Annotated in this window: 10 protein-coding genes; 6 read left to right on the top strand and 4 right to left on the bottom strand. The window is 72.0% G+C overall.

What is annotated here, in order from left to right:
• The first annotated feature begins 4 nt into the window (after positions 1-4).
• Both hutH and CS062_RS11130 read left to right on the top strand, forming a co-directional pair.
• A complete protein-coding gene (hutH, locus tag CS062_RS11135; RefSeq protein ID WP_099861712.1) occupies positions 5-1,564 on the top strand; it encodes a histidine ammonia-lyase in 1,560 nt (519 codons plus the stop codon).
• Between the two features lie 81 nt (positions 1,565-1,645).
• On the top strand, positions 1,646-3,016 hold the full coding sequence (locus tag CS062_RS11130; protein ID WP_099861711.1) for an alpha/beta hydrolase: 1,371 nt from the start codon (positions 1,646-1,648) through the stop codon (positions 3,014-3,016).
• 44 nt (positions 3,017-3,060) lie between these two features.
• On the opposite strand, the gene clsB is transcribed toward CS062_RS11130, so the two are convergent.
• From clsB to nudB, 3 genes are all read right to left on the bottom strand, one after another.
• Complete coding sequence (clsB, locus tag CS062_RS11125) at positions 3,061-4,335, bottom strand: cardiolipin synthase ClsB (protein WP_233218018.1); 1,275 nt, start codon at positions 4,333-4,335, stop codon at positions 3,061-3,063.
• Positions 4,332-5,039 carry an endonuclease/exonuclease/phosphatase family protein gene (locus CS062_RS11120; protein WP_233218020.1) on the bottom strand — a complete coding sequence of 236 codons (708 nt, stop codon included), beginning with the start codon at positions 5,037-5,039 and terminating at the stop codon, positions 4,332-4,334. The genes clsB and CS062_RS11120 overlap by 4 nt, the downstream gene beginning before the upstream one ends.
• Before the next feature lie 119 nt (positions 5,040-5,158).
• The gene (gene nudB / locus CS062_RS11115; RefSeq protein ID WP_099861709.1) at positions 5,159-5,677 is read right to left on the bottom strand and encodes a dihydroneopterin triphosphate diphosphatase; all 519 of its coding nucleotides are present in this window, start codon (positions 5,675-5,677) and stop codon (positions 5,159-5,161) included.
• A gap of 331 nt (positions 5,678-6,008) precedes the next feature.
• Here nudB and CS062_RS11110 point away from each other — a divergent pair, with 331 nt between their 5' ends.
• The 3 genes from CS062_RS11110 to CS062_RS11100 all read left to right on the top strand — a co-directional run bounded on the left by CS062_RS11110 (position 6,009) and on the right by CS062_RS11100 (position 7,729).
• On the top strand, positions 6,009-6,422 hold the full coding sequence (locus CS062_RS11110; protein ID WP_099861708.1) for a hypothetical protein: 414 nt from the start codon (positions 6,009-6,011) through the stop codon (positions 6,420-6,422).
• A 2-nt stretch (positions 6,423-6,424) separates the two neighbouring features.
• Positions 6,425-6,961, top strand: a complete 537-nt coding sequence (locus CS062_RS11105) for a cell division protein FtsI (protein ID WP_099861707.1) — start codon at positions 6,425-6,427, stop codon at positions 6,959-6,961.
• Between the two features lie 69 nt (positions 6,962-7,030).
• Entirely contained in the window at positions 7,031-7,729 is a 699-nt protein-coding gene (locus tag CS062_RS11100) for a flagellar basal body L-ring protein FlgH (protein ID WP_233218017.1), read from the top strand.
• Between the two features lie 91 nt (positions 7,730-7,820).
• On the opposite strand, the gene CS062_RS11095 is transcribed toward CS062_RS11100, so the two are convergent.
• Complete coding sequence (locus tag CS062_RS11095) at positions 7,821-8,294, bottom strand: hypothetical protein (RefSeq protein WP_099861706.1); 474 nt, start codon at positions 8,292-8,294, stop codon at positions 7,821-7,823.
• A 370-nt stretch (positions 8,295-8,664) separates the two neighbouring features.
• Between CS062_RS11095 and CS062_RS11090 the strand changes: the two genes are divergently transcribed.
• Complete coding sequence (locus tag CS062_RS11090; protein WP_099861705.1) at positions 8,665-11,604, top strand: hypothetical protein; 2,940 nt, start codon at positions 8,665-8,667, stop codon at positions 11,602-11,604.
• Positions 11,605-12,200 lie beyond the last annotated feature (596 nt).

Genomic DNA, 12,200 nt, shown 5'->3' with positions numbered 1-12,200 from the left:
TCCCATGACGACTTCCCTTGAACTCATCCCCGGCCGGCTGACGCTGGACCAGCTGCGCCGCATCCGCGCTGGCGGCGTGACGCTGACGCTGCAGGCCGACGCCTGGCGGACGATCCGCCGCGGCGCCGCCGTCGTGCAGGCGGCCGCGGCCGGCGACGATCCGGTCTACGGCGTCAACACCGGCTTCGGCAAGCTGGCCTCCAAGCGCATCGGCAAGGACGAGCTGGCCGCGCTGCAGCGCAACCTGATCCGGTCGCACTGCGTGGGCGTGGGCGCGCCGCTGGCGCCCCCGGTCGTGCGGCTGATGCTGGCGACCAAGGCGGCCTCGCTGGCGCGCGGTTTCTCCGGCGTGCGCGAGTCGGTGGTGCAGAGCATCCTCGACGCCTTCAATGCGGGCCTGGTGCCTTATGTGCCGGCGCAGGGCTCGGTCGGCGCCTCGGGCGACCTCGCGCCGTTGTCGCACATGACGCTGGCGCTGATGGGCGAAGGCGAGATGCTGGTCGACGGCCAGCGCCAGCCCGCGCTCGCGGTGCTCGAGCGGGCCGGCCTGAAGCCGCTGGTGCTGGAGGCCAAGGAGGGCCTGGCGCTGATCAACGGCACGCAGACCTCGACGGCGCTGGCGCTGGAAGGCCTGCTGCGCTTCGAGACCGTCTATGCCGCCGCCGTCGTCAGCGGCGCGCTGAGCCTGGACGCGGCGCGCGGCAGCGATGGCCCCTTCGATCCCCGCATCCACGAGGTGCGCGGCCAGCCCGGCCAGATCGAGACGGCCGCGGCCTATCGGGCGCTGCTCGCCGGCAGCCCGATCCGCCAGTCGCATCGCGAGGGGGACGACCGGGTGCAGGACCCCTACTGCCTGCGCTGCCAGCCGCAGGTCATGGGCGCCTGCCTGGACCAGTCGCGCTACGTCCGCGACGTGCTGCTGCGCGAGGCCAACGCCGTCACCGACAACCCACTGGTCTTCGCGCCGGCCGACGGCCCGGCGGCGATGATCTCCGGCGGCAACTTCCACGCCGAGCCGGTCGCCCTGGCGGCCGACGCGCTGGCCTGCGCGATCGCGGAAGTCGGCGCCATCGCCGAGCGCCGCATCGCGATGCTGATCGACACCGGCGTGTCGCGCCTGCCGCCCTTCCTGACCGAGAACGCGGGGCTCAACTCCGGCTTCATGATCGCGCACGTCACCGCCGCGGCGCTGGCCAGCGAGAACAAGTCGCTCGCGCATCCGGCCAGCGTCGACAGCCTGCCGACCTCGGCCAACCAGGAGGACCACGTCTCGATGGCGACCTTCGGCGCGCGCCGCCTGGGGCCGATGCTCGACAACACGGCGCACATCGTCGCGATCGAGCTGCTGGCCGCGGCGCAGGGCATCGAGTTCCTGCGCCCGCTGCGCAGCTCGGCGCCGCTGGAGGAGATGCATGCGCGGCTGCGCGAGCGTTGCCCCGCGATGCCCACCGACCACTACCTGGCGCCGGACATCGAGCGTGCCTTCGCGCTGGTCAACGACGATGGCCCGCGCGGTCCGGCCGCGCTGCTGCGGGCGCGCACAGAGCTGGTCGTGCTGGACTAATATCCGGGGCCTCGGCGGGCCTGGCCCGCCACCGACCCGCCGGGCGGCCCCCGACCGTCCGGCTCATCCGGTGAGTTCCGCATGCCTCACACCGCCTCCACGGCGCGCCTCCCGCGCGCCGTTGTCGTTTCCGCCCTCGCCGCGCCGGCCCGCCCCTCGCCCGCGCTTGTCCGCTTCATTGCCACGCTGTTGCTGCTGATCGCGGCGATGCTGGTCGCACCGCGCGCCTTCGCCGCGACCCGGGTCGTCTTCGACATCGACCTGCGCGACGAGATCGCCGCCGGCCGCTTCGATCCGGCCCGCGACATGGTCGGCGTGCGCGGCGGCGCGGCGCCGCTGAGCTGGTCGCGCTCGCTGATCGCGCCGGCCGCCGGCCTGGGCCGCGACGGCTGGTACAGCGTCACCGCGACCTTCGAGCGCATGCCGCCGGGCGGCACCGTGCCCTACAAGTTCCGCATCGAGCGCCCCGGCCAGGGCGAAGGCGATGCGGGCTGGGAGACTGGCGGCAACCGGGCGATCGAACTGGTCACGGACGAGGTGCGGGTCACGCGCGCGTTCAACGCGCCGGGCGCGCCGATCTCGTTGAGCCGCGCCGGCACCATCGAGCGGCTGGAGCCGCTGCCGGAGCGATTCGTCGGCGAGCGGGGCGTGCAGGTCTGGCTGCCGCCGAACTACGAGCGGGACACGCAGCGTCGCTATCCGGTGCTCTACCTGCACGACGGGCAGAACGTCTTCGACGCGGCGGCGGCGGGCGCCGAGTGGCAGGTCGACGAGACGGCGCAGCGCCTGACGGTCGACGGGCAGATCCAGCCGATGATCATCGTGGCGGTCAACAACACCGCGCGCCGCATCGACGAGTACACCGCCACCGCGATGAGCCGCGACGGCCACACCCAGGGCGGCCGGGCGGCGGCTTACGCGCGCTACCTGATCGAACAGCTCAAGCCGGCGATCGACGCGCGCTATCGCACGCTGCCGGACGCGGGGCACACGGCGGTGGGAGGCTCCTCGCTGGGCGGCATCATGAGCCTGTGGCTGGCGGTGCACCACGGCGAAGTCTTCGGCACGGCGCTGGTGGTGTCGCCGTCGCTGTGGTGGGACGACCAGTTCCCGATCCGCGACACGCGCAAGACACCGCTGCCGATGTCGCAGGCGCGTCCCAAGCTATGGCTGGACATGGGCACCGGCGAAGGCGCGGAGGCCATCAGGCAGTTGCGCCAATTGCGGGCGGTGCTCCAGGCGCGCGGTTGGGCCAGCGCCGACATCGGCTACCTCGAGGCGCAGGGTGCGACGCACGACGAGGCGAGTTGGGCGGCGCGCGTCGAGCCGATGCTGCGTTTCGTCGACAAGCAGTTCAACGCCCGGCCCGGCAATGCCAACACCACGCAGCAGGACCCGTTCCCGACCGGCGTTCGTCCGCCGATGCCGGGGCCGGGGACCTATACGAACTGAGACTGGAAGCGCCTCGCCCGCGCTCCAGCGCGGTCGTTGCAGGCTCAATACCGGCCGGTCGCTCCCGCCACCCGCAGGTAGACATACGCGACCCACGCCACCAGCGCCCGCCCGAGGACGCCCCGCAGCCCGCGGCCTTCCGGCCGCTCCACCCGCCGCGACTGCGCGACCGCCGCATCGAACTCCCGCGCCACGTCGCCGGCGAACGGTGCATCGCGCACCACCACATTGGCTTCCAGGTTGAGCAGCAGCGACAGCGGATCGATGTTGGAGCTGCCCACCGTCGCCCAGTCGTTGTCGACGACGCAGACCTTGGCATGGAGGAAGGCGGGCGTGTACTCGTAGATCTGCACGCCATGGCCGAGCAGCTCGTCGTAGAGCGCATGGGCCGCCATCGCGGCGATCCTGTAGTCCACCTTGCCCTGCAGCAGCAGCCGCACCTGGACGCCACGCCTGGCCGCGTCCTTCAACGCGCGCCGGAAGCGCTGGCCCGGATAGAAGTAGGGCGTGATCAGGTCCACCCGCGCGGTCGCGCCGCGGATCGCCTCGACATAGGCGCGCTCGATCGTGCGGCGCTGGCGCAGGTTGTCGCGCAGCACGAAGGCGGCGCGCACCGGGGGCAGGCGATCGGGATCGCGCCGGCGGTGCTCCCCGCGCGGCATCCGGATGCGACGCATCAGGCGCTTCGCGCGCTGCCCCGGCGAGGCGCTGCGGATCATCGCGCGCATCTCGTCGCCGAAGTCATGCCCGAGCCAGGCGCGCGTCCAGACGGCGCGCGCGGCCTGCTCGATCGCCCGCACCGCCGGGCCGCTGACGCTCACCGCGAAGTCCAGCCGCGGCGCCTCGGTGCGTCCGTGGTGCAGGTCGACGCGGTCGTCGATCACGTTGATGCCGCCGACGAAACCGATCCGGCCGTCCACCACGCAGAGCTTCTGGTGGAGCCGCCGCAGCTGACCGGGATGCAGCCAGTTCCACCAGCGGTCGATCGGCCGGAACACCGCCAGCGCCACCGGTGCGCCGTCCAGCTGCTCGCGCAGCCAGCCCAGGCTGGCCTTGGAGCCGAAGCCGTCGACGACCACCCGCACCCGCACGCCGCGCAGCGCCGCGCGCCGCAATGCGCCCAGGGTCGCGGCCCCGGCCTCGTCGTCATGAAAGATGTAGGTGGCGAGCCAGACCTCGTGCTCGGCCCGGTCGATCGCCGCGATCTGCGCCGGGAACAGCGCGTCGCCCCCGCACAGCAGCGACACCGCGTTGCCGCCCGAGAAACTGGGCTGCGACCCGAGGGTCCAGGGGAAGAGGGGTTCCTGCGGCCGCTTCAAGATTCCAGGACGAGTTCGGCCAGCAGCGGCAGGTGGTCGGACATGCGCGCCCAGGCGGGACCGCGCGGCACCTTCATGTCGACGCAGCGCAGCCCTCGGGTGTAGATGCGGTCCAGCGAGAACACCGGCACCCGGGACGGGAAGGTCGGCAGCGAGCGCCGCGCGCCGGGCAGCGAAGCGCGGCGCAGGCCGCCGGCCTGCATCGGCTCGTCCAGGCGCTCGCCCCAGTCGTTGAAGTCGCCAGCCACCACCAGCGGCGCGCCATGCGGGACATGGTCCTCGATGAACGCCGCCAGCCGCTGGACCTGCCGCACCCGGCTGCCGTGGATCAGCCCCAGGTGCGCCACCACCGCATGCACCTCGGTCCCCTGCCATTGCACCGGCACGTGCAGCAGGCCGCGCTGCTCGAAGCGGTGGTCCGACACGTCATGGTGGCCGACATCGCCGATCGGATAGCGCGACAGCAGCGCATTGCCATGCTCGCCATGGCGCGTCACCGCATTGGTGCGGTAGGCCACCTCGTAGCCCTCGGGCGCGAGGAACTCCGCCTGGCCCTGCTCCGGCCAACCGAACCAGGTGCGTTCGAACTGGCGGGCCTCGCGGTGGTGGAAGAGCCGCACCTCCTGCAGGAACACCAGGTCCGCGTCCAGCGCCTGCACGCCCATGCCGAGGTTGTGGATCTCCAGGCGCTTGCCCGGCCCCATGCCGCGCACGCCCTTGTGGATGTTGTAGGTCGCCACTCGCAACCGGCCGACGCTGTCCGCCGGCGAGGTGTCGGTGGTCGCCGAATTGGTCACGGCCGCGTGGCGCGGGGTGCGGCGGATCATGCGGCACTCCCGGATCGGCGGGCGCGCTGCGCGGGCAGCTGCAGCACGGCTTCGGCATTGGACGGCGAGAAGCACAGGTCCGCGGCCTCGCGCCAGGGCAGCCAGCGGTAGCGCAGGTGCTCGCGCGGCGCCAGCGTCACCGCCGTGCCCGCCGGCACCGTCAGGCCGAAGACGTGCTCGGTGTTCCGGCTCACGCCCGGTGCGTAGCGGTGGCGCCAGACCGGGTAGATCTCGTAGACGTTGACCAGGCCCCAATCGTCGAGCGCCTCCGGGGCCAGGTCTTGCACGCGGATGCCGGTTTCCTCGAACACCTCGCGCCGGGCGGTGTCCTCCAGCGCTTCGTCGAGGCTGTCCTTCGAGCCGGTCACGCATTGCCAGAACCCGGGCCGGTCGGCGCGTTCCAGCATCAGCACCTCCAGCGCCGCGGTGTGGATCACGACCAGCACGGATTCGGGAATCTTGTAGGGGCGCGCCGACGCATCGGTATCGACGTCGGCGGCGGCCGGCTGCGGCATCGCGGCAGGGGCGAGAGGCACTTCGCTCATAGCGGGCAAGCATATCCCAGCGCCATGGCGCGACCGGACCGTGCCGGGTCTGGCACGCGACCGACATGGACGTCCACCAGCGGGACAAACAGTCGACAAGAACGGGCGCATCTCGGTGTCCGACATGAGGAATGCCGACGGCCGCAACCCTTGTTCACAGGCGCGGCACAAGGGCGTCGGCAGATGTGCGGCAGGAAATATAGAAAGTTTGTAGAGGCGTTGCCTCTCTACGCTCATGCGGGCATCCGCCGTGCCGGCCGCCGGAAGAATGACCTCACCAACCACACACCCAGGAGGGGTCATGACCACGGTCTCCCACATCAACGGCACCGGCGCCGCGCCGGTCGCGTCACGTCAGCTCGTCAGCCGGCCGAGCGGCAGCTTCGAGCTCAATGCCCGCGAGTACGGCAGCGTCGCCGCCGGCGCGATCGGCCTGGCGCAGGCCGCCTGGCAGGGCGGCGAGAACGCCGTCAGCACCGTCGTCCATTGGAGCGAGGACGGCCTGCAGGCGATCGAGGACGGCGCCAAGGCGGTGGGCCATGCGGTCTCCAGCGGCGTGTCCGAGGTGACCGAACTGGCGGGCGAGGTCAAGGACGCGGTCGCCCATGGCGCAAGCACCGTCATGAAGGAGGCGGGCGAGCTCGGCAGCAGCGTCGCCGGCTACCTCGCGGCCGGAGCCGTCGCCGGCAAGGCGCTGATCGACGAGATCCTCTGACGATGCGCGCCGCCGCCCTCCTCCTGTGCGCCGCGCTGGGCGGCTGCTCGCTGCTGAGCCCGATGCCCGGCATCGAGCTGGCCAAGGCCACGGCCGGCATGGCGACGGTGGCCATCGGCCAGGGCCCGGCGCATGCGTCGCAGACGGTCTTCCACGACGCGGCGCTGCCGGAGCGCGTCTGCATCGAATACAACCGCGCGCTCGCGCTCCCCGAGTTCGTGCCGGCGCTGATCGCCGAGTTGCGCGAGCACGAGGTGCGGGCGCGGGTCTTCGAGCCCGGCGTTCGACCCGGCGACGAGACCTGCCCCGCCTGGGTGCATTACCAGGGCCTGCAGCAGTGGGATCGGCCGCCGCTGTCGGACCAGATCCGGCCCTACCTGGCGCAGGCGACGCTGAGCCTGCACGACGCCGGCGGCCGCCTGATGGCCGCCAGCAGCTACCGCAGCGAGGACGCGACGATGGGCCTGGGCAAGTGGGCCAGCACCCGCAACAAGCTCGCGCCGGTGGTGCGGGCGCTGCTGACCGGTTTCGAAGGCTGAGGCCGGATGTCGCGGCGGCCGGGTCGGCCGCCGCGACGTGTTCCAACGACAAGCATCGACGAGGGAATCATGTTCAACCCATTCATCGCCGGGCGCCGCGCCGCGGCCCTGCTGCCGGCCGTGGCGCTGGCCGCCTGCTCGCACCCGCCGACACTGGTGCAGGGACCGGTGCAGGTGATGCCGGCGCTCGACGGCGCCTATGTCGAGCGCGTCAACAACGGCGCGATCTACCAGCCCGGCATGGCCGCCGCCTCGCTCTTCACCAGCGAGCGGCGCGCGCGCCAGGTCGGCGATTCGCTCAAGGTCGCGATCAGCGAGTCGCTCAGCGCCGCGCAGAAGAGCAGGACCGACACCAGCCGCGACAACAAGCTCGCGGTCAAGGGTCCGGGCGGCTCGAGCAGCGTCGGCATCATCGACCGGCTGCTCAAGGCCGATGCCACCGCCTCGGGCAGCGATGCCTACAAGGGCAGCGGCGACACCGAAGCCAGCGGCAGCCTCAGCGGCCAGATGGCGGTGTCGGTGATCAACGTGCTGCCCAACGGCCACCTGGTCGTCGCCGGCGAGCGCAGCATCGCGATGAACGGCGGGCTGCAGACGCTGCGCTTTTCGGGCGTCGTCAATCCGCAAGACATCCGCACCGGCAACCAGGTGGCCTCGGCCGATGTCGTCAATGCGCGGATGGAACTCGCGGGCCAGGGCGAGGTGTCCGAGGCCGCTCGGCGCAGCTGGCTGCAGCGGGTGCTGACCTCCAGCCTCGCGATCTGGTGAGACACCGCGCGGTGAGGCGGGCGCGCGGGCCGGTTCCCGACCCGAGCCTTCCGGAGCGGTGTTTCTGCGGGCCTCAGCTGACTGAACTCTGCTAGGGACCGCCAATCTCACGTTGTTTCCGGTCATCGATCGAACGGTTCCGGCTCGGAACACTGCGGGCTTCCTTGTTGATCCCCGTCTTGCCCATGTCTGACCATCGCCCCCTGACCGCCCCTTCGACATCGCTCGCCGCCGCGTCCCTGGCTTCGCCGCCGCCCTCCCGGGCGGCATCCCCGCGAGGGGTCGTCGCTTCGGTCGTTCCCCGCGAAAAGCGACCCGCGGACGAAGCGGCGGACCGGCCGGCCGCCGGCGGCGAGCAGCCGCCCGCGATGTCGACGGCGGCGGCCCCGGCCGTCGAGGCGGCGGCGACGGAGACGACGCCAGACTGTCCCGCGCCCTCCTCCGACGATCCGACGCCCACGGTCGAGACGACGAGCCTTCCCTGCGTGGTGCCCGCCGGGACCTCGGGCGATGACGACAAGGCCGCCGTCGGCTGGGTCTGGCCGGGGGTCGGTCTCACCGCCATCGGGGCGCTCGGACTGATCGCCACCGGCCGGGGCTACACGCCACGCGACCCGGCTGTCGCTCCACCCCAGTCCGTCGGACCGGAGCGGCCCGCGGAGCCCGCGCGGCCTCAGGAGCCCCCGCCGCCGACGGATCCTTCGCTGCCTGCCGATCCGGCCCGGCCGACAGAACCAGCCCAACCGGGGGGCTCGACCGGTCCGACAGACCCGCACCCGCCTGGCGATTCCACCCCGCCCGAAAATCCGCCCCCTCTGGACGACCCGACCCCTCCGAAGGACCCGACTCCGCCGGAGGATTCCCATCCCCCGTCGGAGCCCCCGAAGACCGATGAGCCGACCCAGCCGGTCGATCCGGGCCGCCCTGGACAACCCGTGGACCCGCTACCGCCTGCGGACCCGGTCACGACGGATCCCGCGCCGCTCCCGCCGCCTCCCTTCCTCGCACTGGCGGATGACGGCGGACTCTCCACGACGGACCGCCACACCCGCGATGCACGGGTCGCCGTGTCCGGGCTGGCGTCGGGCGCCAGCTGGCAGTTCAGCCTCGATCGCGGGCAGACCTGGAGAGATGGCCAGGGCGACGCCCTCGAGGCGGCCCTGTTCCCCCGGGATGGTCTCCACACGGTGCTCGCTCGGCAGACCGACGCCCACGGCACCAGCGCGATCCGCACCCTGCGCTTCGTCCTTCACACCCACGCCGACACGCCGGATCTCTCGTCGCAACCCGGCCCCCAGGCGGCGCTGAACCAGGTCGTCGACCGCGCGGCGCTCGCCGCCGGCATCGCGCTGACCGCCACGGCAGAAGCGCTGACCCTGCAGGACCTCCATGAGCTGCGTCTGCGCCTGGGTGGCGACGGCTTCGACCCGCTCAACGACCGACTCCATCTCGACCGCGCTCTGGACCTGAACCGGAGCGCCGAGGCGGAAGGCGTGCGCATCGGTGGCCTGGAGGGCCTGGCCTACCGCTACGACGCGGCGACCGCATCGCTGGCGATCTGGCGCGCCGACGGCAGCGCGATGACCGGTTCCGAAGCCGCCGCGCTGACCAACGCGATCCGTTTGAACAACCTGCAGGAACGCCCGCGCGAAGGCGAACGGACCGTGACGCTGAGCGTGCTCGATGTCGCGGGCAATCTCGGCGCTGAGGCGCGGGTGTCGGTGACGGTGGACAGCCGCGTCCCCACGCTGGACTTCAACGGCGTCCAGGCCGGCCTCGACGCCGACATCGTGTTCCGGAGCCTCGACACGCCGCGTCCGCTGCTGCCGGATGGCGCCGGCCTGCGACACGCCAATCCCGACGCGCGCTTCCAGCAGGTGACGATCGAGGCCAGCGGCTCGGGCGCGAGCCGGGACGACGTCCTGGGCAGTCAGGACGGTGGCACCGTGACGGCGTTCGACCAGACCGACACCCGGTTCACCGTGGCGGGCGCCACATGGCAGGCGACCCGCGTCGCCGACCGGATCGTGTTCCGCCTCGACGACGGCGCCTGGGCCAGCGCGGCCCAGACGCAGGCGCTGCTCGAGTCGCTGATGCTGGGCAACGCCGCGACGCAGCCGCTGGAAGGCGCCCGGCAGTTCAAGGTCACCGTCACCGATCACCTGGGGCGGACCGGCTCGGCCACCAGCGTCCTGTCGCTGGACACCACACCGCCGCTCATCGACTTCGACGGCACCGCGCCCGGCCGCGATGTCGGCCTGACGGTCGCGTCGGGCGTGCCCATCGCCGTCCCGCTCGGCACGCCGACGAAGACCCAGGTGGCCGAGACCAGCGGCGTCGTCGAGTTGAAGTTCAGGTTCACCAGCGCGGTCGCCGGTGCGCTCGCATCCAATTCGCCCTCGGGGCCCGACCAGCGGACCGACGCGGAGCTGTTCGGCTTCTACGACCGGGACAAGCCGGACCAGCTTTTCCGGTTGGGCGACCTGGGCCATGAATGGGCCTTCACGGCGGTGGGCTGGGTCAAAGGTCTGCTGCTGGACATGGCCTGCACCCGTCCCGCCGACGGCTCGGTCGTGGTGACGATCACGCCCAACATGACGCTGACGGCGGACATGACGAACTACCTCCTCGAGCACCTGGCCTACCACAGCGGCGTCGGGCCGGTCGCGGGCCTGCGTCAGCTCGAGATCACCGCGACGGATCGGGCCGGCAACGTCGGGGTCGTTCCGACGCTCGCCACGCTCGACGTCAAGCCGGTCGGCACGCCGGTCGTCCTGCTCGGACGCGCCAGCGACACCGGCGTGTCGCCGCACGACGGGCTCACGTCCGCCAATGGCAGCGCCGCGTCGCCGATGACGATCGGCGGCTACGCCGCGGCCGACGCGACGCTGACGCTGTTCCGGGACGCCAACGGCGATGGCCGGTTCCGGGTCGGCGAGGAGCTGGGCACCGTGGTCGCGGACAGCGCCGGCCGCTGGCAGTACCAACTCAGCGGCGCGTCGCTGGCGGACGGGACCCACCACTTCGGCGCGGTCGCGAACGGCTTGACTTCCGGGCTGCTGGCAGTGACCGTCGACACGACCGCTCCGGACAGCGTGGTGGCTGTCGGTGCCACCGTGAGCCCCCGCCCGGTCGTGACCGGAACCACCGAGGCCGGTGCCGAGGTCACCGTCGAGTTCGACACCGACGGCAACCCGGCCAACGGCTATGAGCTGCGCTACCTCACCCGCGCCGACGCCGATGGGCACTGGCGCGTGGACACGGGCCTCGCCTCGCCCACCGTGGGAACCGCGCACCGGTTCGAAGCGGGCGACACGGTCCACCTGCGCGTGCTCGCGGCCGACCGCGCCGGCAACCTCACCGTCCGGACCGCGGAGGCGCTGGTGGCGGACACGCAGTACCGCATCTCCGACGCGCAGGTGATCGATGGCCCCGAGGGCTCGCGGCAGATGGTGTTCACGGTCTCGCGCAGCGGCGACTTGAGCGAGGCCGGCAGCGTGCGCTTCGCGGTCGATCGGGCGTCCACGACCGCGAGCCAGTCCGCCGACGAACTGGCCGGCGGCCTCGACTTCTCAGGCCCGAGCGCCGGCACGCTGGCATTCGCGTCCGGAGAAAGCAGCAAGACGATCCGCTTCACCGTCCACGAGCGCGCCGACCGCGAGGCGGACGAGCAGGTCGTGGTTCGGCTGGAGGCGCCGATCCATGGCGCCATCGACGACGGGGTGGGCCTGGGCCGCATCGAGGCAGTCCGCGCCGACCCGCTGCAAGGCGTCGCGGACGACTTCGCGCAGGCCGACCTGCTCGTCAGGCTGACGGAGCCGACGTCGGCTGCGGCGATCGCCCTCATGAATGCCGGGGGACAGTCGGTGATCTGATTCAGATTGGGGGGGCTTTGTCGAATGCTGCAAATTGACCAACTCATAGTTGCTAGTGACCCCCTCGTTACTTGCCGCTTGCAGCTATGGAGCGAACGGACGACGGTGCAGAGACTGATCGGGTTTCCATTCAACCCCATCACCCATCATGTCCACCGCTCGCTCTACCGCTCCGGTCATCCAAGGCCCTGACTCGACCTCCAACCGCTCGGACGCCGTCGGCGCGACCGCTCACGCTGCCGAGCCGCCTTCTGCGGTGCAAACCGCCCACGCCGCCCCGGTCAGCCCCTCTTCCCCGGCTGCCGGGGCGTCGCTCGTCCCGCCCGGCGCACCGCACCGCCTCCGTCGTGATGAAGCGCCGGCCGCGTCCGTCGACGATGCGGAGGCTGATCTGGCTCAGCCCGAGACGGCGGCGGAACCGCAGGAGACCAGCGCCGCATGCGTCGCGCCCGAAGCCTCGTCGCAGACCACTGCCCTTGACGGCGAGACCTCGGGCGATTGCGCGACCCCGCCCACGGCCGCGAACGAAGAAGGCCGCCAGGCGGTGCCCTGGGTGTTGATGGGCTTGACGCTGGCCGGCGCCGCTCTCGCCTCAG

Source organism: Roseateles chitinivorans, assembly GCF_002761755.1.
In the GTDB taxonomy this organism is placed as follows: domain Bacteria; phylum Pseudomonadota; class Gammaproteobacteria; order Burkholderiales; family Burkholderiaceae_C; genus Roseateles; species Roseateles chitinivorans.
This window is presented reverse-complemented; position numbering and strand designations above follow the sequence as displayed.